This window comes from Serratia sp. CY44782 (assembly GCF_052168715.1).
In the GTDB taxonomy this organism is placed as follows: Bacteria; Pseudomonadota; Gammaproteobacteria; order Enterobacterales; family Enterobacteriaceae; genus Serratia; species Serratia nevei.
In genome coordinates this window covers 647,700-673,918 of the sequence record NZ_JBJNME010000001.1, presented here as the reverse complement: position 1 = coordinate 673,918, position 26,219 = coordinate 647,700, and the positions used below count along the sequence as shown (strand labels likewise).

The following is a 26,219-nucleotide window of genomic DNA, read 5'->3' as shown; positions in this document are numbered from 1 at the left end:
TCTTAACCCTCCAGTTTAGAATTTATCATTTCTTTTCCACGGCAAAGCAACAATAACGACACATTAAATACCGGGACCAAAAAATAGGTTTCCGTCAACGTTGTTAACAGGAAAACGACCACCACCCAGCGCATGAATCGACTCAGCCTTCGCATATTCCCCAACAGGTGAAAGTAACAGAAAAGCATGACAACAGAGGCGATGCCACCGGCCGAATAAAACATGGCAATGAAGAAGAAATCGACAGGCTTATAAGGTTCTATATTCATGCCAAACAGCGGATTGGGCAGTCCCACCGCCTGAAACATCTGCCAGGAGAACCAGACTCGCCCGGTCAACGCCTGGTTCAAGAGGACGTCCAATGCCGGATTGCTCCCCCAGAGCATAACGCTGGCGAATTGAAAGCCAACAATGATCAGCGTCAGCACGATGCAGACTTTTCTATTGGGGGCGACACGCAGCAGCGGCGCTAGCCAAAACAGCAATAACATCAACAACGCCAGCATAAAACAGGTGCGAGAATAGGAATACATCAGCACCGGGAGAATTAACGCCGACACCGCCAACGACGCGATATTTTTCATTCCACGCGTTAATTTTGCATGATCGATCAGGCACAGCAGTGTGGAGAACAAGGCAAAAGAATAATACGCCAGGGTATTCGGGTTATCGAAACCCAGCGTTAATCTGTTGCCGTAACGTTCATCAAGGTAAACAAACCCATTGGTGTAAAAGCTATAGGGAATGACCATCAGCAACCCTGCCACCACAAAGGCGATGGCAAACATTTCAGCGCCACGTCCCATGTCTATGCGGCGAAATAAAATGATCACCGCCGTGCTGAATACCGCGCCAAACAGATAATCACCATGCCCGGTGGCAATATTAACCAGAAACAACAGAGCCAAAAAACCCGCAACCGCCTTTTCCGCCAGCGTAGCGATAAAAAATGCATAACCGACATAGAGCAACATCAGGCCATTAAGCCCCATCACGGTTTTATTAATCAGCTCGCTGTTGAACGATCCCGAGGTCAGGAAGGTTTTCACGAAAAACATCAGCAGAAAGGTCAATACGATGGATTGATTGACTAAATCCCGCGACTGATTATAACCGGCGTTGGCATGCATCTGAAAATTGGAGGCGACTCTTTGCATAAGTGTTTACTCAGTAAAATAACTGCCCCATTCCTGCTCAATGTTTTTCGGCATCAGCTTGCTTAACCCCGCGCCAGGCGTAAACGTCAACTCGCCGAAATACACCTTCTCGCCGACCTGGTAGAAATCCACGCGGACATAAGAGAACTGCTGCGCGGCCTGGCGAGCCAAACGCGTCATTTCTTCCAGCCGTGTGGGGCGCGGCATCGGTTCGTCGGCATTCGGTAAGCTGATACGGATTTCGGTGCGGTTCCAGTCGATATCAAAAATGTCGCGGCGATGAGTGCCGAAACGCTGATAATCCACCTGAATGAACATGCGGATTTCATGATTGTCGTTGAAACAATGAAACTTGATATCGTTCGGCACCTGCTCGCCATCCAGCAACATGCGCTCCACCATGATGCAGGGTTCGATACCCAGATAATGTTTTTCGCGGCTCTGCTCGTAAAAGTTACTGTGCATCCAAGAGTTGCTGAGATCGTACAACTCCGCGTAGCTCACCTGCCGCTTGTCGAACACCAATCGGTTATAACCGCTGCCGTGGTTGGCTTTCAGCACGAAGGCGTTGGGCAACTGCCTGAACATGTCGTAGCTGAGCTCAGTGCCATGCGCATACAGCTCCACCAGATACTCCTCGCCCCACAGGCCGGCGATAAATTCGCGTACCTTGAACTTGTCCGACAAGGTGGTGTAGATGCTGCGCGGGTAAATCTTGCGACGCATGATCTTTTCGCTGAAACCGGTCGGTTTTGACAGGTGCGGCAGCTTCTTGAAATAGAGCGCGTATTTAACCTGATGGTGCCAGGCATCGGGTAGGCGCTTGGAAATGTTTTTAACCAGGGTATTTAACATGCTCTCTCCTTAATTTGCTGACAAGACGCGGCAGGCAGTAAAAACAGGTCAGCTGCAGTCGGGTAATTTTTCCACCACGAAATAGACTATTCAGCACAAAGAACGAAATGAATTCCGCCAACAGCGTAGACACCGCCGCCCCGGTCAGGCCATAGCGCGGGATCAGCAGCAGATTCATCACCACGTTCGCCACAGCCACCAACGGCATCTTGATGGCGATAAAGCGATAGCCGGCGAACAGCACGATGCTGCGGTAGGAAACCGTCCCCATGACCGAGAACAGCGAGGTCAGCGTACAAATAGCCAGGATGCTGGCAGCCGGTTGGAAAGCGGCACCGTACAGCAGCGCAATGGCCGGGTGGGCGAACCACCATAGGCCCAGCAACACCGGCAACGACAGGCCCAAGACCACCAGATAAAGCACCCGGATACGGTATTCCTGCTCCAACGGATCGCGACAGCTGGCAATGCCCGGCATCAACGAGGTGATCAGCGCCATCGGCACGAAAACCCAGCCTTGGCTGAGGGTGGTGGCGGCACTGAACCAGCCTACCGCCTGCTCGCCGACCAGATTGCCCAGCATGATTTGATCGATGCGGGTATAGATCACTATCGACAGGCTGGAGATGGCCAACGGCAGGCCCACCTTGAGCAAATAACGACCATAGCGCCCGGCCTGGCGTGGCGTAACCCGCAGCGAGGCCGCAGCTTCCCCACGGAATAACCAGAGGCGCGCCAGGTAAGGTACGGCGCTGCTGAGGATGTAGGGTACCGCGAACCACACCAGCGGCAGCGCGGCGCTCACCAGCGCCAGCCGCAGTCCGATCGACAGCAGCAGCGCCAGGTTGTTGATCAGCGTATTGCGTTTCGACTGCAGGCGGGCATCGTAATAAATCTTGTACACGTCCTGAATCGAGAAATAGGCGCTGACAAGCAGCAACAGCGTCATCAGTTGACTGGCGGGCGATTGGCTGAAATAGCTCCATGTCAGCATCGGCAGCGCCACCACCAGGAACAGCCAACGGCGCAGGCGTATTGACGCCAGCATCAGGCGAATGCCGCTCGGCTGTCGGCGGGCGACGCGGTTGAAAATGATGCTGTCGGCGCCCAACTGCACCAGTGGCACCACGATGGCAATCGTCGCCAACAGATAGTTGAGCGCGCCAAACTGCGCGGGCCCCAGATAGCGCGCAACGTAAATGGAGACGAAGATGCCGGACAGGCTGAGCGAAACGCGTTCGAGCATCAGCCACAGAGCATTGGTGATAATGGCCTTCACCCGCTTATTCTCCCGCCTGCGGGCGATCTTCCCGATGGCTTGGGTAGGCGAAGTTGTAGTAGCTCATGTCGGTTGCCGCCTTCTTCACCATGCCGTTGAGGATCACGCCCTTGATCCCCACCCCATTCTGTTCGAAACGGCGCATGCTGGTTTCGATCTGCTTGACGGTGTTGACCTCAAAACGCACCACCAGCAGCGAGGTGCCCGCGTGATTGCCGACGATCGCCGCATCCGTCACCGCCAGAATCGGCGGCGTATCGATCAACACCAGATCGTAGTTTTGCCCGGCCCAGCGCAGAAAATCGGCGAAACGGCGATGCATCAGCAGTTCGGACGGGTTAGGCGGCACCTGGCCGCGCGGCACGAAATCCAGATTGGCGATGGCGGTTTTCCGCACCGCCTCTTCCGCCATCACGTTGCCCACCAGCATGTCGGACAGGCCCTTATGGCCATCGTCCGCCAGCCAGCGGTGCAGGAAGCCTTTGCGCATATCGGCGTCGATCAGCAGCACCCGCTGCCCGGCCTGCGCCACCACCACCGCCAGGTTGGTACTGGTAAAGCTCTTGCCGCTTTCCGGGCTGGCACCGGAGACCATCAGAATGTTGTTTTTGGCCTCCAGCATGGCGAAATGCAGGCTGGTGCGCAGGCTGCGGATCGCTTCCACCGACAGATCCGTCGGTTCGGCCACCGCCAGGATCGGCAAGCGCCGGCCGCCGGATTTAGGTAGCAAATGACGCTGTTCGCGGTTGCGCTTCACCTGCCATGGCGACAGCGGCACGGTGGCGTAGACGTTGATGCCCCGTCTCTCCAGGGTATCGATATCATTGATGCCGCGATGGAAAGCCGCGCGCAACAGCACGACCGAGGCGGCGCCCGCCGCGCCCAGCAGCAGCGCCAACAGCACGATCAACGCCTTTTGCGGCTTAATCGGCCGGATAGCGGTTTCCGCCTCGTCGATGATGCGAACGTTGCCCACCGTGCCGGCCTTGCTGATGCTCAGCTCCTGCTGTTTGTTCATCAGTTGCATGTAAACCTGTTGATCCACCTGCACGTCGCGGGTGAGGCGCAGGATCTCCTGCTGCATTTTCGGCAGCGTCTGCACCTGTTTACCCAGCCGCGCCTTTTCCGCCTCCAGCGTGGCGCGCTTTTCCAGCAGCGCCCGGTAAGCCGGGTGCACACGGGTATAGAGCTTGGAGATCTCCGCTTCCTTGAAGGTCAGCTCGTTGAGCTGGGCCTCGAGCTGCACCTGAGTATCCAGCACCGATTTGGCTTCCAGCGACAGATCCACCGAGTCGTTTTGCTGGCGGAATTGATTGAGCTGGGTTTCGGCGTTGTTCAATGAGGTTTGCGTTTGCGGCAGCTGCTCTTGCAGGAACGCCAGCATACGCTGCGTCTCTTCCGTTTTGCGATCCACGTTCTGCTGCAGATAGTTATCGGTGATGTTCTTCAGCATCGCCTCGGCATTCTGCGGATCTTCGCTCGGCAGCGTAAAGGTTATGATGCCGCTGTCCTTGCCACCCGGCACCACGTCCAGGTATTTGCGCAGATCGTCCACCGCTTTTTGACGCGCGACTTTAACCACGGTGAAGCTGGCGCCCGGTGCCGCGTCCAGCGCCGAGACGGTCATGTTCCAATCGCCCTGCTTCACCGGCTGCCCGACAATCCCACTGAACAGTTTGTCGCCGTCATAGCTCAACTCGTAATGCTGCCCGTCGCGCACCGTCAGCGTCAGCGATTCGTCCTGCATGTCCGCCGGCGTCGTCAGCGTGGCAATGTCCAGGACCGGCGGTTTTTCGCCGCTCAGCCGGGCAAAACCTTTGCCGAACACCGGGAAATAGTCCGGGCTGACGCGCACCGTCAAGCCGAGGGCGTCCACCGTTTTGCCGAGCACGTAGCGTGACTTGACCAACGTCACCTCATCCTGCGTCGCTGAACTTTGCCCCATCGAGCTGTCCAGCGTTTCACGCAGCAGCGAATCGCCGGATAGCTGCTTCTCCACCTGCACCACCGCCGTAGCCTGATACACCGGAGTGGCCAACAGGGCGTAAGCGACACCCAGCACGCCGGCCAAACCGGTCACGACGGCGATCCGCCAACGGTTATCCCACAGCGGCCCTACCAGACGCTCCCACTCCAGCTTTTCATCTTGTTCGGCCACCATCACAGACAGCGCATTGTTTTTCATCTTCTGTTCCTTATTCACCCTGCGGAGTTACCAGTTGCGCAAGCGCAAGGTAGCCTCGCTGAGATCGTTAAAGCTGCTGATGGTCGGCACCAGCTGGCTGATCAAACGGTTCCAGCGCGCGACCGGCGCCGCAGTGACGTACACGACATCGTAAGGTTGCAGCTGGAATTCGGCGCCCATTGCCAGCGCGCTGGCGTCGGAGAGATCGAACTGATACAGCGTCGCCAGCCGCTGAGGCGCTTTACCGCCGCTCGGCCGGATCACGAACACCCCGGTCGCATCCGCCACCGTCTGGCTGATCCCTTCGGAAGATCCGAGGGCTTCGGTCAGGGTCATGCCGCTGCGATCCATCTTCAGCGTCGTTTGTTTGCCCACCTCGCCCATCACGAACACTTTCAATTCGTCATTGCGCGGAATGTAGAGGATGTCACCCGGTTGCAGCAGCGCGTTCTGGCTGATGTCGCCGCGCTGCATCAGCGCCTGCAACGAGATAGCGCGCTCCTTGCCCTGATGGGTCAGCACCACGTTGCGCCAGTCGGCGTTGTCCGTCAGGCCGCCGGCGGCGTTGATCGCATCCAGGATGGTCAACGGCACGTTGGTGATCGCCTGTTGACCGGAGGTTTTTACCTCGCCGGTCACGTAGGCCTTTTGCGAGCGGAAAGCGGCGATGCTGACGTCCACCTGCGGGCTTTCCACATACTGCGCCAGACGGCCGGCAATCAGGCTGCGCACTTCGGTGACGGTCTTGCCCACCACCGCCACGCGCCCGATATAGGGATAAAAGATCGTGCCATCTGCATGCACCCAGTTGCCGGTGTCGCTGGCGCTGCGGTACTGCCCGGCCGGCGTGGTCAACTCGGGGTGATCCCAAACCGTGACGTTCAACACGTCGCCGACGCCGATGCGGTATTGATAGCTCTGCAATCGCTGGTCCAGCGCCGGATTCGGCCGGGCGACCGGCTCTACACGCCGCATTTTCTGCAGCAGCATCGGCGACATGCGATAAACCTGTACCTGGTTATTCAAATCGAAATCGTCGTCCTGCTGCACGACGATGGCTTTTCCACTGGTCGGTAAATGCGAGCCGGGGACCACCGTACAACCGCTCAATAGCGCAGAGGTACAGACCAACGGCATCAAAAGAGGCAAATGAAAATTCATGGGGGTACCGTGATAGACGGGCTGCTGCCGCAGCCCGTGAAAAGATTAACGGCCAACGGTCGGGTTGTCGCTAAGCACCGTTGCCTGGCGCGGTTCACGCAGCATGGCGAAATAACCGCAAAAACAGAGTAGAAACGCCACCAGCATCAGGCTTTCCTGCAACTTCAACACTTCGCTGCAAATGCCGATGCAGGCCAGCGTCACCGCCAGCATGGTGCTCATCGCCAGCGCCTGACGCGCATTAAGCCCGCGACGCATCAGAATATGGTGTAAATGGTCGCGTCCCGCTTTGAAGGGGCTTTGGCGGCGCAACAGGCGACGCACCATCACGGTCACCATGTCCATCAGAGGAATGGCGATCAACCACAGCGCGGTGACCGGGCGCATCACCGCCTGCGGCCCCTGAGTCGCCAGCAATACCAGCCACAGCACGCTGAAACCAATCACCATGCTGCCGGCGTCACCCATAAAGATCTTGTTGCGCGCGCCGAACAGGCTCAGGTTAAACAAGAGGTACGCCGCCAGAGCGACGATCAGGCCCAGGCACCACAGCGCCAGGTCCTCCCGGCCGCCCAGTCCGAACACAATGGCCAACGCGACGAAGGTAACGCAGGACAAGGCGCCCAGTTGCCCATCGATACCATCGACCATGTTGTAGGCGTTGATCGCCCCCCAGACCGCCAGCGGCGTGAGCAGCAACGCGCCATAGCCAAGCATCACTTCCTGATGCCCCCAGACATAGCCCAGCGAGGAAAGCTGCATCCCTGCCGCCAGCATCATCGCCAGCGCGATCCCTCCCTGCACCATGACGCGCGGCGCCACGGGCAGATCAAAGCGGTCATCCAGCACGCCCAACACCACCAGCGCCGTGACGCACAGCAGGTAGATCGAGCTGTCGGGCAACCAGGCGGGTTGCCACAGCGTCATCAGCATCAGCGTCAGGTACACGGCGATACCACCGACCAGCGGAATATGCCCCAGATGTTGCTTGCGCGCATTGGGCTTATCCACCAGCCCCACCGCCAAGGCGGCCCGACGGGCAATAAGCACCCACGTCACCGCCAGCACAAATATCACGCTCAGTTGATATAACATCGTTCCTCCAGCGAATAAGCACGCTACCGCCCTTGAGTTACAGCTCCCAATGCGCTATTAACAAAAACAAAATTGATCCTGCCAGGATATAAGTCAGCATGAGTTAATCCTGAAAAATGCAGATTTATCCGCTTGTCGGCGGAAATAGGTAAATAACGTCAGCGTGCGGTTAAGTTATCTATCAGAAAACTCATGTTTAATGGTTCTTTCGATTGCCGAATCAAGTTCAACCGGCGCCACGAAATTATTCTGCACACTACTTTTAAATTGCGTTCTGGCGCAGAATTTCTGCACTCTGACGCGACTGATTGGGAATTTTTTTCGACTTATTTTACTCACGACATCCAATGCGGTTGCGCCGCATATTCCTACGGCGTAGGGAATGCGAATCGTCTTATTTTCTCGACCCAGCGAAGAGGAGATAACGTCGACCAATTGATTCATCGTGAAGTCCGGTTTATCGACGTAGTTGCTGACCTGATAAGTTGACTGTTGATCCAGTGCATGTTCCAGTCGAGCGGCAATATTTTCAACGTAGGCCATCGATTTCATATTATTGCCGCTGCCAATCATTACAAATCGGCCGCTGGCGATCTGACGGAATAGGTTATACACGTTGCCGCGGTTGCCTTCCCCGAATACCACCGTCGGGCGGATGATGGTCAATTTGTTGGTGCTGTCCGCCTTACGCCAGGCCTCATAAACATATTCCGCTTCGAGCTTGGACTTGCCGTAATGGTTGAAGGGTTCAAAACGTCCCCCTTCGTCGGTTTCCTGTTCAACGAACCCGTAAACGGCAACCGAAGAGGTGAAAATGATTTGGCGAATATTCAATGCGGAGGCGGTCATGCAGACATGGCGTGCGCCTTCAACGTTGACCTGATAATAGAGCGAAATGGGATCGACATTGTCCTGGTGCTCCGCCGCCAGATTAATGATGGCATCACAGCCCGCCAGTGGTTCTTGCAAAGTCTGGGGTTGCGTCACATCGCCATACTGATAGAGAGCAGGAAAATGTGCACTGGGTTGCTTATCAACGATGACCAACGACAGGTCGTCGCGCATACTGAGACGTTTCGCCAGGCGTGTTCCGATAAAACCGGAACCCCCGATAATAGCTACTTTACGCTTATCCATAATTTGTCACTCAGCAGGTTCTCATTATTCCTGTCACCATGGCGGAAACAGGACGCTAATATGCGTTAGGTAATGAGTTCCAGACTGGACAAATCGAACCTGGCTTTCAAATAACAAATAATGAAATAAAAGATTTCACTAAATGTGAAATTATCGCTAAAGATAAAACCTCATTCAGTGCTAATTTTTAACATCGTAAGCGACTTGATATTGCAAGGTTTTATTAGGCAATATGAGATTAATCCGACCCTTGCCAGGTGTAGAAGAGGTCTCATATTTTACCGGCAATTTAAGCTGGCCTTGCTTAGGGTCGACGCATTCAATGGTCGCCTGCTCCATGCTCTCTCCCTGGTACAAACAGAACAAGGTTTGCGGGCTGTTGGTATGAGGGTTGTTCAGCGTCAGCGTCAACACGACGCGCGTGTTGTTCTGAATATCATTGATCACCGGCGGGCGGGTTTGGTTACCCAGGACATATGAAAAATGTGAAATAACCAGCAAAGAAGCGAATACCGTCAGGTATTTCACTACGCGGCTGGCAGGCATGGTGAAAAAACGGCGCATCGTCGCCGACTTCTTTTCCTGTGTCGGTGTCTTGGATGACTCCATCGTTGCGACGGGCGCAGCGACAAGCGTCGATTTACGCGGCTTATCTATTTTCTCTTCGTTGATTTCAGGCGGTTCATTTTCATTTTCAGAAAGTTCCGCTTGAATATCATCACCAATATCATTGTCACCATTTAATATATCATCGCCAGCGTAGTCTTCATCTTCGGATATAAAGTGAAAAACGGCTTGATTTTCCACCTTGTAACCCAAGCGAGGAATAGTTCTGATAAGCGTGTGTTCCGCATCGCTAATTTTCTGACGAATAGATTTAATTGTTTGATTTATCGTCGAATCTGAACAATAAGTTCCTTTCCAGATATTTTCTATAATTTCCGTTCGGGTAACCAGTTCTGGTGATCTGGCGACAAGCAGCGAAAGAATTTGATACTCCTTCCAACGCAGACGGAATTTCTCCCCGGCAGGAGTCAGAACATCGAGATTCCTAATCTTTATTCTTTTATCAAGATTCACTTTTAATTTCCTTAGCGTGCCTGTCCTGCACACTTTGTATAGAAATATCAAAAAATGTTCAAGAAATTAAATGTAAACTCAACAGGTTGCATCCATTGGATATTGGCTTTTATAAAAATTTTCTGATTTCATTTTTTACATTAGGCCTTATTGAGGATGTTATGTTTATCCAAATGACTCTATTTCCCTGTTGGCAACATGGATTTCTTTCATCGTTACCGTAAAATTCAAACGAGCACCTCATTGATTTAAAAAGAAAAAACCAACAGTGTTGTTTGATTGTTAATCGAATAAAATTGTGAAATTTCATTCCGTGCCGTGAATTCATCCTGTTTTTCCACCTAATCTGATTGCCAGATAGACTACAAAAAGCCGGAAAAAACAGAATGAGAGTTATCTGATTTAACCCCGACATTCATTCCACTCGGCAGGCGCAGCATCTAAGACAAAACCCTATTGCTGATTTTATAGCAATCGCACTAATTATGCCTTACCCTCTCGGAAATTTCATTTAACCTGCGGGAAAGACATTAATATTTTAATGTAAGAATACTCCCAACAAAACGAAAAAACCGTGCAAATAATATAATCCCTTTGCGCGAAAGCATTCTGACATTGAGAGATAGTGCTATAAAAAAAGAAAAAAATGGCAAGCGGAGATGAGAATTTTACCTAAAGACAGAAAATTTCACTGAGGAGGGGAGGAGAGAAGACTCGGGATGAGCGAAATATCCCTCCCCTGCCGGGAAGGGATAGAGAAAGCCATTTGATACTCAGGCCTTTTTCTTACGGCCATACACCGCCCAGGTGATCACCACGCACAGGATATAAAACACCAGGAACACCTTCATCGCCCCGGCCGGCGAACCGGTCAGCGCCAACGAGGTGCCGAACGCCTGAGGAATGAAGAAGCCGCCGGCGGCGCCAATCGCCGAGATAAAGCCCAATGCAGCGGCGGAATCTGTCACCGCTTCACGCTGTGCGCTCTCATCGCTGCCACCGGCCGCTTTAACGCGATCGACAGTGATTTTACGGAAAATGACGGCAATCATTTGGAAAGTCGAGCCGCTGCCGAGGCCCGCGGTGAGGAACAGCACCATAAAGATACCATAGAAGGCGATGAACGAACCGCCCTCACCCGCATTCGGCAACGTCAGGAACAACAGTGCAGCGAAAACGGCCATCACCACAAAGTTGATCAACGTCACCCGTACGCCGCCGAAACGGTCAGACAGCGCACCGCCAACCGGCCGCGCCAGCGCCCCGAGGAATGGGCCGAAGAACGCATAATGCAGGATCACCACGTCCGGGAACTGCGTTTTCGACAGCATGGCGAAACCGGCGGAGAAACCGATGAAGGATCCGAAGGTTGCGAGGTACAGCAGGCTCAGCATCCACAGATGCCCGCGCTTGAGCACCGGCAGTTGCTGACGCAACGATGCCTTGGCCGCCGCCAGATCGTTCATGCCGAACCAGGCCGCCAGCGTGGCAACCAGCAGGAATGGCACCCAGATCCAGGCGGCATTTTCCAGCCACAGCTGGCCACCCTCTGCCTGATTTTGCGCCGTGCCGCCAAACAGGCCAAACAGGCTGAAAGAGATCGCCAGCGGCGCGACCAGCTGCATGACGCTGACGCCCAGATTCCCCAACCCGCCGTTGAGGCCCAGTGCGCCGCCCTGACGCGCTTTCGGGAAGAAGAAGCTGATGTTGGCCATGCTGGAGGCAAAGTTGGCGCCGGCGAAACCGCACAGCAGGGAAATGATGACGAACACGCTGTACGGCGTGCTGCTGTCCTGCACCGCGAATCCCAACCACAGGCACGGCACCAGCAGGAAGCAGGTGCTGATAGCGGTCCAGCGGCGGCCGCCAAACAGCGGGATCACGAATGAATACGGCACGCGTAAAATAGCGCCCGAGACCGACGGCAGCGCCGTCAAAAGGAACAGCTGGTCGGTGGTGAAGTTGAAGCCGACCTTGTTCAGATTGACCGCAACGGCGCTGAACAGCATCCAGACGCAGAAGGCCAATAGCAGACAGGGAATGGAAATCCACAGGTTGCGGGTGGCAATACGATGGCCACGCTGCTGCCAAAAGGCGCTGTCTTCAGGACGCCAGTCCTGAATCAGCGCACCGGTTTTCTTTGATGAAGGCGTTGCAAGTTGCGACATAAAAACCTCAGACACGGGGGATCATTCCGCACACCCTAGGGGGCGGCCCCGGCGGCAAAGTTGATGTATATCAACCCGAGTGCAAGTAGTTGGCGACGTAAATAGCGCCTTCATCCCCTTAGGGGTACGCCCCAATTAAAAATTAAATTAATTAAAATCAATGCATTGAAAATAAAATACTCATCACCTTCATCGTTTCGCCCCGCCATCGGAAACTAATGGGTACTTCATTCGAGGTATGGGGTTATGCTCAGGGATAATCAAAAATACGGCTGAATCGTTACTTGTTTACTCCCGCCGCCGCCTTCGCCCCCGAGCTTCAGCGGCGCAAAATGCCAGGAATCCGCGCTTATGAAACGCCTGTTGGCTCCGCTTTCGATCGTAAATCAGGTCGCCCTGCTGATGTTGCTGTCGGGCATTCTGGGCGTGGCCGGCATGGGGATTTCCGCCTGGATGTCGCAGAGCATTCAGGGCAACGCGCACGCCATCAACAAGGCCGGTTCGCTGCGCATGCAAAGTTACCGGCTGCTGGCGCAGGTGCCGCTGGATGAACGGCACGAAACGCTGATCCGGGAGCTGGAGCGCGACGAAAACAGCCCCGACCTGCAGCGTTCGGTGGAGCAGGAAGGGCTGACGCAACCTTTCAACGCCTTGCGCGACTATTGGCAACAAACCTTGCAGCCTCGCCTGCGAACCGCACAGCGCCCGGCTGACGCCGCGCCGCAGGTGGCGCACTTCGTACAGCTGCTGGATAAGCTGGTCTCGGATATCGACAGGCAAACCGAGCGCCGCCTGCTGATGGTGACGCTGGTGCAGGCCGGCTTCATCGCGCTGACCCTACTGCTGCTGATCGGCACCACCTGCTACCTGCGCCGCCGCTTGCTGCATCCGTGGCGACAGCTGGTGGAGATGGCGTTGGCGGTAGGCCGCGGCGATTTCAGCCGCCGCTTCGCGCAGCGCGGCCACCAGGATGAAATGGCGTCGCTCGGCGGCGCGTTGAATACCATGTCCGACGAGCTGTCGGCCACCTATAGCGGGCTGGAGCAGCGCGTGGCCGAGAAGACCGCCGACCTGCAGCAGAAAAATCAGGTGCTGAGCTTCCTCTATCGCGCCAGCCGCCTGCTGCACGCCAGCGAACCGCTGTGCAGCCGCCTGACGCCGCTGCTCAATCAACTGCAAACCCTGACGCCGCTGCGCGCCATTCAGGTACGGCTGTATGAAAACGACAGCCGGGAGCCGCTGCTGCAGCTGAGCGGCAACCAGCCGCTGCGGCCCGAGCATTGCCATAATCCGGTGTGCAGCGCCTGCCTGAACGACAGCGACCGCCAGCATCCCGACAACCCGTCGCTGAGCTGGAGCCTGAGCGACAAGCTCGGCGACTACGGCGTGATCGTGGCGCAGCATGCGCCGCAACAGCCGCTGAACGATGAGCATCGCCAGCTGATCAACACCCTGGTAGAGCAGTTGACCAGCGTGCTGGCCATCGAGCGTCAGGTCGACCACCAGCAGCAGCTGATGCTGATGGAAGAACGGGCGGCGATCGCCCGCGAGCTGCACGACTCTATCGCCCAATCGCTCTCCTGCCTGAAGATGCAGATCGCCTGCCTGCAGATGCAGGGCGAAACGCTCTCGTCCGCCAGCCAGGCGCTGGTGCAGCAGATGCGCGAAGAGCTGAACGGCGCCTATCGCCAGCTGCGTGAGCTGCTGACCACCTTCCGCCTGCAGTTGACCGAACCTGGCCTGCTGGCGGCGTTGCAATCGACGGTAGCGGAGTTCAATCCCAAACTGGGTCTGACCATCCATCTCGATTACCAACTGGGGCCGCGCACGGTGCCCGCCTACCAGGCCATTCACCTGCTGCAGATCGCCCGCGAGGCGCTCAGCAACATCCTTAAGCATGCCGCCGCCAGCCAGGTGAGCATTCAGGTCATCAACAAACGGGGCGAAGTGACCCTGAGCGTATGCGACAACGGACGCGGCCTGCCGGCCGAAACGTCTCGCCCCGACCATTACGGCTTGATCATCATGCGCGATCGCGCCAAGAGCCTGCACGGCCGCTGCGACATTTTACCGCGCAGCGGCGGCGGCACCGAGGTACGAGTCAGCTTCACGCCGGATAACCACGCCATCGACTAACGGAGACACCATGACGACAGAAACCGCCGCCACAATCTTACTGATCGACGACCACCCGATGCTGCGCAACGGCGTAAAACAGCTGATTGGCATGGACGCTCGCCTGCAGGTCATCGCCGAAGCCAGCAACGGTGAGCAAGGGGTCGCGCTGGCGGAACAGCACGATCCGGATCTGATCCTGCTCGATCTGAACATGCCCGGCATCAACGGGCTGGAAACGCTGGATCGCCTGCGCCAGACCGACCTGTCAGGGCGCGTCGTGGTGTTCAGCGTGTCCAACCATGAAGACGACGTCGTCAGCGCGCTCAAACGCGGCGCCGACGGCTATCTGTTGAAAGATATGGAGCCGGAGGATCTGCTGAAAGCGCTGCATCAGGCGGCGGCCGGGCAGATGGTGCTGAGCGAGACGCTGACGCCAATCCTCGCCGCCAGCCTGCGGGAAAACCGCCCCAGTGCCGATCGCGATATTCAGCAATTGACGCCGCGCGAACGGGATATTCTGAAGCTGATCGCTCAGGGGCTGCCGAACAAGCTGATCGCCCGCCGCCTGACCATCACCGAAAGCACCGTCAAGGTGCACGTCAAACACCTGCTGAAAAAGATGAAGCTAAAATCCCGCGTCGAGGCGGCCGTGTGGGTGCTGCAGGGTAAAAACGGTTAATCACCGCCGTACAGCGGCCCGGTTTGCGCCGGAATGGGCGGCGGCGTCAGGGTTTTGATCGGCGGCAGGTCCGCGTCTTCCCCGGTGGTCGCGGTCAGCGGCGGCGCCACTTTCAGCTCTATCCAGTTGGACGTCACGCGCTGCTGTTTATCGTCTTCCAGCGTGACCGACAGCCGATAGCTGTTGGCGGCACCCGGCGCGTCATCCCACGGCGGCACAATCGCCGTCCAGCCCTGCGGATCGTTGGCATTGTGCGGCGGCGTCAGGCTCAACGCCTGCGTATCCCCCTGCCAACTGACGTGAGAAATCCCGTTCAACGCCTTGATTTCAAGCACCAGCGGCACGGTTTCTCCCGCCTGCAGGCTCCATGGCGGCGTGGCCAGGAACACCTGCAGCGTCTTACGCTGGCGGAACTCCAGCACTGGCACGTTCTTGCGTTCGATAGGATCGTAGCGGCTACCGCGCAGCGACTTGGCCTGCGCCACATACTCCGGCGAAATCTGCTTCACCAGCGGTACGCCGAGCCGATAGCTCAACGCCAGTTCAACCTGATCCTGGCTCTGCCCGCCCGCGCCAATCTTGTGCAACGCCTTCATCGTCACCAGCGGTACCGGGGTGTAATTGAGCCCCAGTTGCATCGCGCGCGGATCATTTTGCTTTTTGCCGCTGCCGAACAGATCGACATTGTCGCCCAGGTACTGCTCATAGCTGAGCGAACCGCCGATCTGGCGGTAAAACGGCAAGTAGCCTTGCGTCGTGATGTCGTAACCGCGTGCCGGGCGGCTGAAAAACACCCCGTCGCCGGGCTGCTGCGACAGCGCCGACAGCGGGTAGTAATAGTTGGTGGAGAAACGCAGGTAGTCTCCCCAGGCTTCCGCACCGACGCTGCCACGATTGCGCTGCCGGGCGAAATCGCTGTCGAGCGCCGTGTTGTAGCCCAGCAGCCAGTCGCCGACGATCCAGCGCTGCCCCAGCGCAAAATTACCCAGCGCCCCGGCGCTTTGCTGCAGCCAGCCGATCTGGCTGTAGGTCAGCAATCCGTCGATATCGTACAACGGGCTGAATAACTGCCCGTTGCTGCCGGTAAAATCGCCCTCGCCGGTCATCTTCAGCGATAACCGGGCAGTGCCCAGCGGCGACAGCAGTTCCTGCGCCTGCTGCTGCAAAGCGCCCGTCGCCTGCCCCAACAAATAATCCTCGGCGCGGCTGCGCATTTGCTGGCGTGAAACATTGTTCAGATCTTTTTCGCCGAGCTGTTTGGCCATCTCGGCCCACTGCTTTTCGCGCGCGGCGTCGTCGGGCGTGCCGCCCAGCTCCGGCAAATTCTCGGCCGGATCCGCGGCTTGCTGTTCGGAAGGACTTACGGTATCCGGCGCCGGCGGCGACTCGGCGTACACGGGCAACGCGCCGGCCAGCCACACCAGCGGCCCGGCCAGCCACGCCGTCTGGCGGCAGCGCCAGAGTCGTTTTTTGGTCTTGATGAGTATTGCCTGAATCACGTCTTTCATGACACCGTTGGCTTGTCTCCTTCCTGGAATACACCAACTCACTGCTTTGCCGCCGCTGTTCCCGCGGCAGATCTGAAAAAACTCACGCCCCCGGCCTGGCGGGTGCGCCTCTCCCTTAAGCCTAGCGGCTTGACGAGCAGAAACAATAGGATAAACCCCAATCACATCACGTGACGCCGTCACATGGCGCCATTAACTCAGCCACGCCGTTCACCCAGTGAATTCATACCATTTTAGCGCCAATTTTGCCGATAAAACGTGCGGTAAAAGCTGCGAGCCGACACGTAGATGCTTGTTTCCTCATGCAATACGTCAAGCCACGCTGCGAACAACCACGCATATCCCGCAGGCCGCCGCATTTCACCCCGGTGAAATACGCATTTTGCCGTTATTTTAAACGTCTGTTTTACGGCTGGCGGAACCTTGAATGTTTATTCCTTTACTGTGGCACGCGCTGTTTTTCACCGCGCTGCTGTCAGCAGGCATGGTTGCCTTCTCGCTCATCACCTGGCTGGAACGAACGGAATACGTTCGCGATAACCCGCCGAGATTGCGCCGCAGCAGCCTGCTGCTGACGGCCTTCGGTTTAGCGTTGGCGACGTTGCCCTTCGACCTGCCGGCAGCGCACCGGCTGTGGCTGCCACCGGCCGCGGCGCTGCTGATCGCCCTGAGCTGGCTCGACTGGCGCCACCGATGGCTGCCGGACCGGCTCACCCAGCCGCTGCTGTGGAGCGGGCTGCTGTGTAACCTTGACGCCCGCTGGGCGCCGCTGGACGATGCGGTTATCGGCGCTGCAGCCGGTTACGGGGCGCTGTGGCTCCTCAACGCGCTTTATCGGCAGGTGCGGCGGCGTAACGGCATCGGCCAGGGCGATTTCAAACTGTTGGCGGCACTGGGCGCCTGGCTCGGTTGGACGACGTTGCCGCTGTTGGTCTGTCTGGCGGCAGCGTTCGGGTTAAGCCTGGCGGTAGCGCACGGCCTGCTTAACCGCCGCGGCTGGCGAACGCCGCAACCTTTCGGTATCGCCTTGGCGGCGGCCGGTTGGCTACAGCTCTTGATGGGCGCCGACCAAAGCGCGCTGACGTTGTTCGGTTAGGTCTTCAGCGCCTCGATCAGCCGATTGAGTAATCCGGCCACTTCTGCCGTGCTGGCCGTTGTCGGATTGGCCAGTGGCTGGACCGCCGTGAGCCTCGTCGCGGATAACATCTCATCGCTACGGATTTCCAACGCATCGGAGGGGGGCGCGCTCAACGAAGCGCCGTCCGGCCGCCAGTAACTGCCGCGTGTAGTCTGTACCTGATAACTGCCAAAGCCGAAATCCTTCTCGACGCGATAATATATTTCGCAGCTCAACGGCCCAGTGCGCCGCAACATAAAGGCGCTTTTCGCGCTATAGCTGCCTCTATTGACGACAAAGGCGGTCGCCTGCGAAGACAGGTCGAACGTGATATATAAATCGCACGCCAGCACCTTGGTACTTACGCCCTGCTGAAGCGTAATGTGCGTTGTGGGTTGCCGATCCGGCGCGGTCAGGGTGCCTAACAAAGTCCACGATGGCTGTTTTGAGATATTGCGCGGCAAATGATTGCTGGTGGAGGAAGGGGCAATAGCCCGCTCACCCAGACTGTACATCGCTTCGACCCCGCTTAAAAACGACGTAACGTCGACGGTGCTTTTGCCGGCCACCGGGATGCCGCCGTTGTATACGTTACTGAAAGTGACCTCGGTATTGTTGTTGCAGGCGGCGATCGCCACCGGGAAAGGCGTTTTCGAACCGCTGTAAAGATTCAACTGACCGATATCCCAACGGGATTCGTTGATGAATCGGCACAACACGCCCCCACTCTCCACGTTCTGCGCGTCCTGGATATTGATATTGCCTATCGTGCCCTGGGCAAAGTTGGTGGACAGCACGCTGGTGCTGGCGGCACGCTGCGTGTTGCGGTTCTCGCAGCCCAATGAATTGATCGTGCCGTTAAAGTCTTTGAAATTGTAGATATCGCCGATGCAGTCATCTGCAGCCAACGAGCCGACAGTAGAGTAAAACCCTGAAATTCTGAACGCGGTGCCTTTGGCGCGAGCGGCGTAGAGCCCGTCGATAAAATTGGTGGTGCCGGATTTGTTCATCCACAGCACCCCATCCCCCGGGCGATTGACGTTAGCTTCCATCTGCACGTTCACCAGCCAGTTAATGAACATGTCGCCCGACACAAACAGCGAATAACCGCCAACCTTGGTGTAGATGTCACGGATATCAAACTTCGTCATATTGAGATCGCTGAACCACACGCCGTGGGTATCGTCTGCGCCGGTATCATCCCGCAACGTCAAGCCGTGCAGCGTCAGATTGGCGAAGCCTTTCACCACGATCACCGCTTTCTTGGTTTCGCCTTGTTCATTGGTATAGCTGCTGTCTGCGGTCTTGACGATTTTGGTCGCCCGCCCCAATCCGACCACCCGCAAACCGATGCCGCCGTAGATGTCCGTTGTCGTCTGAATGACTACGTGCCCAGCGACCGTATACACCCGTTTGCCCAGGGACAACGTACCGCCGGCTTGCAGCGCCGCCGCCGCCGCTTTGTTGATCGCCGGCCCCCAGTTGCTTCCGTCGCTGTCCTGATAAAACTGTTCCGGCGTCACAACCTCACCGGTGGCGAGCAAGGTTGCTGCGCGCTCCACTGAAGCGTTTCCGTTATTGTCCATAATCTCTCCTGACGTGATGTGTCCGCATCATTGCGAACGACCGCGCTGAAAGACGTAAACAACGCCGCCTTTCAGCGCCAATCTATCACCGCCATATGAGCACGTTATGAAATTTCATTTTATTTCACCTTGATACAACATCTCGCGCGTCGTGGTTGCAACAGCACGCGATTTCACACGCTGTCGGCCTTTGGCGCGCCAAAAAGCCCGGCCAGGCGCGCGACGCAGTCGCTACTTACTCACCCGGTCCAGATACAGCATGCTGTTGGCGATATCCACCCGGGCATCTTCAACGTTGTCCCGCAATGCCACCAGCGTTTGCCCCTGCAGAGCCACCACATAAGGTGAACTGACCTGCAGTTCACGTTGCAACGTGACGTAACGTGCGCTGCGCGCGGCGCTGTTGCCCTCCGCGGCCGCGGCACGCGTTTCCGCGCTGATGGCGGGAATGCCCCACTGGGTGCGCCAGGCCAGGGTTTTCGGCCCACCGGGCACGTTGTAGGCAAAGGCGCTGGCGTTGGTGTTAGGATCCAGGTAGTCGGCGCCCCAGTAGGTGAAGATCGCCTGAAAATCGCGGCCGCGCATCTTGCCCCACAGATCGCTCTCCACCACCGGCTGGATATCCAGCCGCAGCCCGGCCTGCGCAAAGCTGGCCTGCAACGCCTGCGCGATGTCGGTATACGGCGGCTGGTTGATGACGATCAGACTGATGCGCGTCCCTTCGGCGATGCCGGCCTCGCGCAGGATCTGTCTGGCTTTGTCCACGTCGAGCCTAAACGGCCGATCGTCGAGCGCCCCGTCCAATCCCTGCGGCAAGAAGGCCTGATGCACCCGATATTGCCCTTTCAACAGCTGCTCGGCGATGCTCTGATAATCCACCAGCCAGCGCGCCGCCTGCCACAGTGCCGGATTGCCCAGCGCCGGGTTGTCTTTGCTGCCGGTGTTAAAACCGAGGTAATAGACCCGGGGCGCATCGGCCTGCTCGATGCGTACGCCCGGCACATTGCGCAGCGAGTCGAACTGATCGGCCCCCAGATCGTAGGCCACGTCGGCATCCCCTTTCAGCAGCAACAAACGGCGGGTGCCGGCGTCGCTGACATTCTTGAACAACACCGTTTTCAGCTTGGCTGGCGACAGCGCCTGGTCGTTGCGGCCAAACAGCAGCGCCTCGTGCGGTACATAGTTGTTCACCCGATACGGGCCACTGCCGGCGGAATGGCTGCGCAGCCAGGCATTGCCGTAATCCCCCTGCTGCGCGTGCTCGTTCAGCAGCTTCTCATCCACGACCGAGGCCACGTTCGCCGTCAGCAGGCGTAGCGCCAGCTCGCTGCCGATGTTGGCGGGCCAACGGAGCTGCACCTGGTTATCTCCCACCTTCTTCAGCTGTTGTTCAACGTTATCCGGCGTCCAGCCAAACTCGCCGAGAATAAACGACGGCGCCTTGTTCAGCTTCACCGCGCGGACCAGCGAGAAAATCACGTCCTCGGGCCGCAGCGGATTGCCGGAAGCGAAGCGTTGCTGCGGTTTCAGGGTAAAGGTCAGGCTGCGGCCATCGGCGCCCGCTTGCCAACTGCCTGCGGCATCCGGCGCCAGCTTTTGCGGCGCATTGCGATCCGGCGCCACCAGGCGCTGATAGAGGTTGACCAGATTGGCCGAGCTGACGGTTTCAAAACTCTCCGCCGGATCGAGGCTGATGATGCCCTCCAGCGAACTGACGACCACCAAGGTATCCTGCGGGGTGGCGGCCTGCGCGCCGAAAGCGGCCGCCAGCGCGCCATACAATAAAGTTGGAATTAACCGTTTCATCGATACACTCTCCACAATCACGCGGTTGCGCTGTTTGTCGAGTGTAGGGGGTAAGAATTAACGGCAGAACGACGATAAATTGCTTTATTTATTACCAAGATGGATATGCCCGCCGCGTTGGCGGGCATAGGTTCAAACGATGATGCGGCCGTGCGCCATCGCCACCGAACGATCGCACATGTGGTCAATCACGCCCGCATCGTGGCTGACCAGCACCATAGTCAGATCGCCCGCCTGTTTCAGCTCGTTGAGCAGGTTGAGGATCTCCGCCTGCACCGACATGTCCAACGCCGAAGTCGGTTCGTCCAGCAACAGCAGCTTCGGCCGCAGCAGCAATGCGCGCACGATAGCCACGCGCTGCCGCTGGCCGCCCGACAGCTGATGCGGGTAGCGATCCAACAGGCGCGGATCCAACCCGACCTGGCGAAAGCCCGCGCTGATTCTGCGTTCGATGTCGCTTTCCTTCAGCAGTTTGAGTGGCTCCGACAGCGTGCGCAAAAGCCGATGTTTGGGGTGTAGCGATGCATAAGGATCCTGAAACACCATCTGCACCTCGCGCCGCAGTTCGCCGGTAAACGCCTGCCCCGGCTGCAGCCGCCGCCCCAGCAACTCAAAGCCACCCTGCCAGCTGCCGTTCAGCCCGGCCAGCACCCACAGCAAAGAGGACTTGCCGCAGCCGGAAGGCCCCACCAGCCCGAAACACTCGCCCGGTTCGATGCGCAGGTTAACCTCATGCACCACGGTGCGCAGTTCGTAGCCCTGGCGGTGACTGACGCTCAGGTTCTCCAGTGCAATCACGCTCATTTCAACGTCTCCAACAGCGCGCGATCCAGCACCGGCAGCGGTTTGCCGCGCGTCTCGCGGCTCGGCCGACACGCCCACAGCGTGCGGGTATAAGGATGCGTGGCCTGCGCCAGCTCTGCCACCGGCAGCTGATCCAACAGCTCGCCTTTGTACATCACCAGCACCCGCTCGCAGTGGTGCGCCACCTGCTGCAAATCGTGGCTGATCAGGATCAGCCCCATATTGCGTTGCGCCACCAGATTGTCTATCAGCTGCAGCACCTGATCGCGCATCTGGTGATCCAGCGCCGAAGTCGGTTCGTCGGCAATCAACAGTTGCGGATCGTTAATCAACGCAATGGCCAGCATCACCCGCTGCCCCATGCCGCCGGAGAGCTGATGCGGATAGCGGCGGCACAGCGCCGCCGGATCGGGCAAGCCCACCGCCGCCAACATCTCCAGCACTTTTTCACGCCGCTCGGCGCGGCTCAGCTTTGCATGCAGCACCAGCGGCTCCTCCACCTGACGGCCGAGCGGCTGATTGGGATTCAGCGCATGCTTGGGATCTTGCATCACCATCGCCACCCGGTCGCCGCGCAGCCGGCTCCACTGGCGCTCGCTCAGGCGCGTTAAGTCTTCATCGCCCAACGTCAGGCGCTGCGCCTGCAGCTGCAACGGCGGCGGCAATAGCCCCATCAGCGCACGCGCGGTCAACGACTTGCCGGAGCCGGACTCACCGACCAGCGCCAACCGCTCCCGCCCCATGCTGAACGAAATATTCTTCACCAGCGCCACCGGCTGTGGCCCCGGCACGCCGATCGCCAGGCGTTCGACGGTCAATAAGGTGTTATCAGTGCCCATGTCGAGGATCCATTTTGTCGCGCAGGCCATCGCCCAGCAGGTTAAACGCCAGGCTGGCGAACAGGATCGCCCCGCCCGGTGCGGCGGCGACCCACCATTGGTCGAAAATCACTTTACTGCCTTCGGCCACCATCGAGCCCCATTCGGCGGTCGGCGGCGCGACGCCCATGCCGAGGAACCCCAGACCGGCAGCGGACAAGATGATGCCCCCCAGACTCAGCGCCGCGCGCACCACCGCGCTCGGCAGACATAAAGGCAAAATGTGGCCGACCATCAGCCGCAGCCCGTTGATGCCCTGCATGCGCGCCGCCGCCAGATAGTCGCTGCGGCGCAGCGCCAGGGTTTCGGCCCGCGCCTGGCGGGCAAAGGCCGGCCAGCTGGTCAATGCCAGCGCCAGCGCGCCGTTCATCAGCCCCGGCCCCATGACCGCCACGAACGCCAGCGCGATCACCAGACTCGGCAGCGACAGGAAAATGTCGGTCAGGCGCATCAAAATGCGCTCTACCCAGCCCCCAAGGTAGCCGGCGCCAATGCCGACCAGCAGGCCGATGGGAATGGTCAACACCAAAATCAGCGACACCAGAATCAGCGTTGGTCGCGCGCCGTAAATCACGCGGGAGAGCAAATCGCGGCCAAAGCCGTCGGTGCCCAGCCAATGTGCGGCGGAAGGCGGCAATAATCGCAGCTCGATATGCTGCAGATTGGGATCGAAAGGCGCCAGCCACGGGGCCAGCAGCGCGGTGACGATCAAAATCGCCACCAGTGCCGCGCCCAGCGTCAGCGTGGTCAGGCGCCGGCCGCGGCGGTAACCGACGGCCGGCTCGCTTTGCGGTTCGTGTTCAGAGAGATATTGGCTCATCGGGTTCGCGGATCCACTAAATAGGTCAAGGCGTCGGCCAGCGCATTCAACAGCACGAAACAGGTGCCGATCAGCAACGTGGCGCCGAGGATCGCCGGCGTGTCGGCAGCAAACAGCGCCGAGGTCAGATAACGCCCGACGCCGGGCCAGGCAAACACCGTTTCGGTCAATACCGCACCTTCCAGCAGGCTGGCATAGGAGAGAGACAGTACGGTGATCAGCGTGCCCAGCACGTTGGGAAACACATGGCGCAGCAGAATGCGCAGGCGCCCGGCCCCCTTGGAACGCGCCAGCGTCACGTATTCCTTGTTGCACTCTTCCAGCATCGCCGCCCGCAGCAATCGGGTAATACCCGCCATCGACAGCAGCGCCAACGCCACGACCGGCAGCCACAGGTGGCCGATGGCGTTGTAGAACATGTCGCGATCGCCGGACAGCCAGCTGTCGATCAATACGAAACCGCTGCGCGGCTCCATGCTGTACAAGTAGATGTCGTCAAGCCGCCCCGGCCCCGCCGACCAGTGCAGCGTGGCATAGAACAGCAGCAGCCCGAGCAGGCTCAGCCAGAAAATCGGCACCGAATAACCGATCAGCGACAGCAAACGCGCCGCGTTATCCAGCCAGCTGCCTGGTTTGAGCACCGCCAGAAACGCCAGCGTAATGCCGCCGAGGGCGCCGAGGATAATGGCGCAGGTGGCCAGCTCCACCGTCGCCGGGAAGGTACGCAGCAGATCGCTCAACACCGGCTGGGCGGTGATACGCGAAATGCCCAAATCGCCGTGCGCCAGGTGCACCAGATAACGCCAAAACTGCACCGGCAACGGCTGATCCAATCCCAGCTCGTGCCGCACCTGCGCATAGGTGGCTTCACTGGCGTGATCGCCCGCCACCTGCAGCGCTGGATCGATCGGCGCCAGGTGCGACAGCATGAAGGTGAACAGCAGCAGGCCAAGCAACGTCAGCGCCAACGACAAGGCGCCGCCGAGCAGCCGCCCGCCCCAACGCCAATACCGCCGGGCCGCCCCGGCGCTGGCGGACAGTTCAGCGGCCATTACTTGCTGACCTTGCTGTAGAACACCATGTCAGGGTTGATGCCCTGCACATAGCCCTTGAGGTTGTCACGCACCGCAATCAGGCTGCGCGCCTGCAGGCCGATGACGAACGGCGAGCTTTGCTGTACCTGTATTTGCAGTTGCTGGTAGTCGGCCACCCGTTTGGCGGTATCGTTTTCCGCGGTGGCGGCCAGCGTCAGCTTGCTCAGCGCCGGGATCTGCCAGTTGGCGCGCCAGGCCAGCGTCTTGCTGCCGTCTTCCGGGTTGTAGGCGAAGGCTGCGGCATTGGTGTTAGGGTCGAAATAATCCGGCCCCCAGGAAGTCAGCGTCGCATCGTAGTTAAGCGCTTTCACCTTGGTGGAGACCTGCGAACTGATGCCCGGCACCAGTTCCACCTTCACGCCGCCCTGAGCAAAGCTGGCCTGCAGCGCCTGAGCGATATCCAGGTACGGCGGTTGGTTGTTGACGTCCAGACGGAAACTGACGTTGCTGAGCCCCGCTTTGGCCAGTATCTCTTTGGCTTTTTGCGGATTGAAGCTGTACGGCTGATCCTTGAGCGCCCCCAGATAACCGTCCGGCAGGAATGCCTGATGGCTCTGGAACTGCCCTTTCAGCAAATCGTCGGCGATGCCTTTGTAATCGAACAGCCAGCGCGCCGCCTCCCAGAACGCCGGATTGCCAAGCGCCGGCGACGCCTTGGCGTTGAACTGCAGGAAATAAAGCGAAGCGTAAGGAATGGCCAACGGTTTGACGCCCGGCTTACCCTTCAAGGCCGCCATCTGGTCTGCCCCCAGGTTGCGCGCGATATCGGCATCGCCCTGCTCGATCAGCAAGCGGCGTGCGGCCGGATCGGGCACGTTTTTGATCAGGATGGTTTTCAGCGTCGGCGCCCCTTCCGGCGAGCCGGGGTTGGCGTCCAGCACCACCACTTCGTGCGGCACATAGGTGCGGATTTTGTAAGGGCCGCTGCCGGCGGAGTGGCTGTTCAACCATTGGTGCCCCAGATCGTCGCCCTGCTGGTGCGCCAGCGCCTCTTTGGCGTCGACGATCGACGATACCGGCGCCGACAGCAGGCTGAGCACGAAGGCCGGGCTAACGTTTTCACTCCAGCTGATTTTTACCGTGTGATCATCCACCTTGCTCAGATGTTGCTCCACGTTCTTCGCGTTCCAACCCAGCTGCGTCAGGATAAACGACGGCTCCAGATTCAGTTTTACCACCCGTGAAAGCGAGAAGATCACATCTTCCGGCCGCAGCGGATTGCCGCTGGCGAACCTGGCGTCCGGGCGCAGGCTGAAAGTCAGGCTGCGATTGTCGGCGCCGGCCTGCCAGCTGCTGGCCAATGTCGGTTTGAGATCGATAGGGTTGTGCGGATCGGACTGGATCAGACGCTGATACAGGCTATTGAACGACTGCACCGTGGTTAACTCAAATCCCTGGGCCGGGTCAAAGCTGACCACGTCATCGATAGACTGCGCGATCACCAGCGTGTTGGCCGGCGTCGCCGCCTGCGCGTTAACGCTGGCCGCCACGGCTAAAAACAGCAAAGAAGGAACGAGCGCTTTCATCTGAAACTCTCCAAGCGGATGGAATATATAATAATTTCGCGAGTGTATGCGAGCACGATCGGCAGCTGAAGGTACTTAAATCACTATAGATATTCTTTTTCTGTATATAGATGGGGTTTTGATTATTAGAGAGAGTATTGCACGCCAGATCGCACTCTCACGGCAC

The 26,219-nt window shown here is 58.3% G+C and carries 20 protein-coding genes; 3 read left to right on the top strand and 17 right to left on the bottom strand.

Annotation, left to right across the window (positions count from 1 at the left end; translation table 11 throughout):
- Window positions 1-2 precede the first annotated feature (2 nt).
- The 9 genes from ACJ8HT_RS03265 to ACJ8HT_RS03225 all read right to left on the bottom strand — a co-directional run bounded on the left by ACJ8HT_RS03265 (window position 3) and on the right by ACJ8HT_RS03225 (window position 12,117).
- Window positions 3-1,157 (bottom strand): hypothetical protein, encoded by a 1,155-nt coding sequence (locus ACJ8HT_RS03265; RefSeq protein ID WP_197652658.1) that lies wholly within the window; start codon window positions 1,155-1,157, stop codon window positions 3-5.
- A 6-nt stretch (window positions 1,158-1,163) separates the two neighbouring features.
- Complete coding sequence (locus tag ACJ8HT_RS03260; RefSeq protein WP_197652657.1) at window positions 1,164-2,012, bottom strand: ATP-grasp fold amidoligase family protein; 849 nt, start codon at window positions 2,010-2,012, stop codon at window positions 1,164-1,166.
- Window positions 1,993-3,291, bottom strand: coding sequence for an oligosaccharide flippase family protein (locus tag ACJ8HT_RS03255; protein WP_197652656.1), 1,299 nt, complete (start codon window positions 3,289-3,291; stop codon window positions 1,993-1,995). The genes ACJ8HT_RS03260 and ACJ8HT_RS03255 overlap by 20 nt, the downstream gene beginning before the upstream one ends.
- 4 nt (window positions 3,292-3,295) lie before the next feature.
- On the bottom strand, window positions 3,296-5,476 hold the full coding sequence (locus ACJ8HT_RS03250; RefSeq protein WP_194572476.1) for a polysaccharide biosynthesis tyrosine autokinase: 2,181 nt from the start codon (window positions 5,474-5,476) through the stop codon (window positions 3,296-3,298).
- A 27-nt stretch (window positions 5,477-5,503) separates the two neighbouring features.
- Window positions 5,504-6,637, bottom strand: coding sequence for a polysaccharide export protein (locus tag ACJ8HT_RS03245; protein ID WP_197652655.1), 1,134 nt, complete (start codon window positions 6,635-6,637; stop codon window positions 5,504-5,506).
- A gap of 45 nt (window positions 6,638-6,682) precedes the next feature.
- A complete protein-coding gene (wecA, locus tag ACJ8HT_RS03240; protein ID WP_194572474.1) occupies window positions 6,683-7,732 on the bottom strand; it encodes a UDP-N-acetylglucosamine--undecaprenyl-phosphate N-acetylglucosaminephosphotransferase in 1,050 nt (349 codons plus the stop codon).
- 174 nt (window positions 7,733-7,906) lie between these two features.
- The gene (locus tag ACJ8HT_RS03235; RefSeq protein WP_038876968.1) at window positions 7,907-8,869 is read right to left on the bottom strand and encodes an NAD-dependent epimerase/dehydratase family protein; all 963 of its coding nucleotides are present in this window, start codon (window positions 8,867-8,869) and stop codon (window positions 7,907-7,909) included.
- 180 nt (window positions 8,870-9,049) lie between these two features.
- The gene (locus ACJ8HT_RS03230) at window positions 9,050-9,949 is read right to left on the bottom strand and encodes a winged helix-turn-helix domain-containing protein (RefSeq protein WP_197652653.1); all 900 of its coding nucleotides are present in this window, start codon (window positions 9,947-9,949) and stop codon (window positions 9,050-9,052) included.
- A gap of 773 nt (window positions 9,950-10,722) precedes the next feature.
- A complete protein-coding gene (locus ACJ8HT_RS03225) occupies window positions 10,723-12,117 on the bottom strand; it encodes a NarK family nitrate/nitrite MFS transporter (protein WP_038876963.1) in 1,395 nt (464 codons plus the stop codon).
- 351 nt (window positions 12,118-12,468) lie between these two features.
- On the opposite strand from ACJ8HT_RS03225, the gene narX reads away from it, so the two are divergent.
- A complete protein-coding gene (gene narX, locus ACJ8HT_RS03220) occupies window positions 12,469-14,253 on the top strand; it encodes a nitrate/nitrite two-component system sensor histidine kinase NarX (RefSeq protein WP_194572472.1) in 1,785 nt (594 codons plus the stop codon).
- 10 nt (window positions 14,254-14,263) lie between these two features.
- A complete protein-coding gene (gene narL / locus ACJ8HT_RS03215; protein WP_004934684.1) occupies window positions 14,264-14,914 on the top strand; it encodes a two-component system response regulator NarL in 651 nt (216 codons plus the stop codon).
- Here narL and ACJ8HT_RS03210 read toward each other — a convergent pair.
- Window positions 14,911-16,422 (bottom strand): YchO/YchP family invasin, encoded by a 1,512-nt coding sequence (locus tag ACJ8HT_RS03210; protein WP_197652652.1) that lies wholly within the window; start codon window positions 16,420-16,422, stop codon window positions 14,911-14,913. The genes narL and ACJ8HT_RS03210 overlap by 4 nt on opposite strands.
- A gap of 427 nt (window positions 16,423-16,849) precedes the next feature.
- On the opposite strand from ACJ8HT_RS03210, the gene ACJ8HT_RS03205 reads away from it, so the two are divergent.
- Entirely contained in the window at window positions 16,850-17,518 is a 669-nt protein-coding gene (locus tag ACJ8HT_RS03205) for a prepilin peptidase (RefSeq protein WP_197652650.1), read from the top strand.
- On the opposite strand, the gene ACJ8HT_RS03200 is transcribed toward ACJ8HT_RS03205, so the two are convergent.
- The 7 genes from ACJ8HT_RS03200 to ACJ8HT_RS03170 form a co-directional block, all read right to left on the bottom strand.
- Window positions 17,515-19,125 (bottom strand): hypothetical protein, encoded by a 1,611-nt coding sequence (locus tag ACJ8HT_RS03200; protein WP_197652648.1) that lies wholly within the window; start codon window positions 19,123-19,125, stop codon window positions 17,515-17,517. The two genes, ACJ8HT_RS03205 and ACJ8HT_RS03200, sit on opposite strands and share 4 nt — an antisense overlap.
- Window positions 19,126-19,356: 231 nt before the next feature.
- On the bottom strand, window positions 19,357-20,931 hold the full coding sequence (locus tag ACJ8HT_RS03195; protein ID WP_194572468.1) for an ABC transporter substrate-binding protein: 1,575 nt from the start codon (window positions 20,929-20,931) through the stop codon (window positions 19,357-19,359).
- A gap of 132 nt (window positions 20,932-21,063) precedes the next feature.
- Complete coding sequence (locus tag ACJ8HT_RS03190) at window positions 21,064-21,735, bottom strand: ABC transporter ATP-binding protein (RefSeq protein ID WP_197652646.1); 672 nt, start codon at window positions 21,733-21,735, stop codon at window positions 21,064-21,066.
- On the bottom strand, window positions 21,732-22,574 hold the full coding sequence (locus ACJ8HT_RS03185) for an ABC transporter ATP-binding protein (RefSeq protein ID WP_197652644.1): 843 nt from the start codon (window positions 22,572-22,574) through the stop codon (window positions 21,732-21,734). The genes ACJ8HT_RS03190 and ACJ8HT_RS03185 overlap by 4 nt, the downstream gene beginning before the upstream one ends.
- On the bottom strand, window positions 22,564-23,433 hold the full coding sequence (locus tag ACJ8HT_RS03180; RefSeq protein ID WP_033647740.1) for an ABC transporter permease: 870 nt from the start codon (window positions 23,431-23,433) through the stop codon (window positions 22,564-22,566). The genes ACJ8HT_RS03185 and ACJ8HT_RS03180 overlap by 11 nt, the downstream gene beginning before the upstream one ends.
- Window positions 23,430-24,485 carry an ABC transporter permease gene (locus ACJ8HT_RS03175; protein ID WP_033647742.1) on the bottom strand — a complete coding sequence of 352 codons (1,056 nt, stop codon included), beginning with the start codon at window positions 24,483-24,485 and terminating at the stop codon, window positions 23,430-23,432. Before ACJ8HT_RS03175 ends, ACJ8HT_RS03180 begins: the two co-directional genes overlap by 4 nt.
- Window positions 24,485-26,053, bottom strand: coding sequence for an ABC transporter substrate-binding protein (locus tag ACJ8HT_RS03170; RefSeq protein ID WP_197652642.1), 1,569 nt, complete (start codon window positions 26,051-26,053; stop codon window positions 24,485-24,487). The genes ACJ8HT_RS03175 and ACJ8HT_RS03170 overlap by 1 nt, the downstream gene beginning before the upstream one ends.
- Window positions 26,054-26,219 lie beyond the last annotated feature (166 nt).

Coding starts and splice junctions, on each gene's coding strand:
- ACJ8HT_RS03265 (WP_197652658.1), bottom strand. CDS start 1,157: ATGCAAAGAGTCGCCTCCAATTTTCAGATGCATGCCAACGCCGGTTAT.
- ACJ8HT_RS03260 (WP_197652657.1), bottom strand. CDS start 2,012: ATGTTAAATACCCTGGTTAAAAACATTTCCAAGCGCCTACCCGATGCC.
- ACJ8HT_RS03250 (WP_194572476.1), bottom strand. CDS start 5,476: ATGAAAAACAATGCGCTGTCTGTGATGGTGGCCGAACAAGATGAAAAG.
- ACJ8HT_RS03245 (WP_197652655.1), bottom strand. CDS start 6,637: ATGAATTTTCATTTGCCTCTTTTGATGCCGTTGGTCTGTACCTCTGCG.
- wecA (WP_194572474.1), bottom strand. CDS start 7,732: ATGTTATATCAACTGAGCGTGATATTTGTGCTGGCGGTGACGTGGGTG.
- ACJ8HT_RS03235 (WP_038876968.1), bottom strand. CDS start 8,869: ATGGATAAGCGTAAAGTAGCTATTATCGGGGGTTCCGGTTTTATCGGA.
- ACJ8HT_RS03225 (WP_038876963.1), bottom strand. CDS start 12,117: ATGTCGCAACTTGCAACGCCTTCATCAAAGAAAACCGGTGCGCTGATT.
- narX (WP_194572472.1), top strand. CDS start 12,469: ATGAAACGCCTGTTGGCTCCGCTTTCGATCGTAAATCAGGTCGCCCTG.
- narL (WP_004934684.1), top strand. CDS start 14,264: ATGACGACAGAAACCGCCGCCACAATCTTACTGATCGACGACCACCCG.
- ACJ8HT_RS03210 (WP_197652652.1), bottom strand. CDS start 16,422: ATGAAAGACGTGATTCAGGCAATACTCATCAAGACCAAAAAACGACTC.
- ACJ8HT_RS03205 (WP_197652650.1), top strand. CDS start 16,850: ATGTTTATTCCTTTACTGTGGCACGCGCTGTTTTTCACCGCGCTGCTG.
- ACJ8HT_RS03200 (WP_197652648.1), bottom strand. CDS start 19,125: ATGGACAATAACGGAAACGCTTCAGTGGAGCGCGCAGCAACCTTGCTC.
- ACJ8HT_RS03195 (WP_194572468.1), bottom strand. CDS start 20,931: ATGAAACGGTTAATTCCAACTTTATTGTATGGCGCGCTGGCGGCCGCT.
- ACJ8HT_RS03190 (WP_197652646.1), bottom strand. CDS start 21,735: ATGAGCGTGATTGCACTGGAGAACCTGAGCGTCAGTCACCGCCAGGGC.
- ACJ8HT_RS03185 (WP_197652644.1), bottom strand. CDS start 22,574: ATGGGCACTGATAACACCTTATTGACCGTCGAACGCCTGGCGATCGGC.
- ACJ8HT_RS03180 (WP_033647740.1), bottom strand. CDS start 23,433: ATGAGCCAATATCTCTCTGAACACGAACCGCAAAGCGAGCCGGCCGTC.
- ACJ8HT_RS03175 (WP_033647742.1), bottom strand. CDS start 24,485: ATGGCCGCTGAACTGTCCGCCAGCGCCGGGGCGGCCCGGCGGTATTGG.
- ACJ8HT_RS03170 (WP_197652642.1), bottom strand. CDS start 26,053: ATGAAAGCGCTCGTTCCTTCTTTGCTGTTTTTAGCCGTGGCGGCCAGC.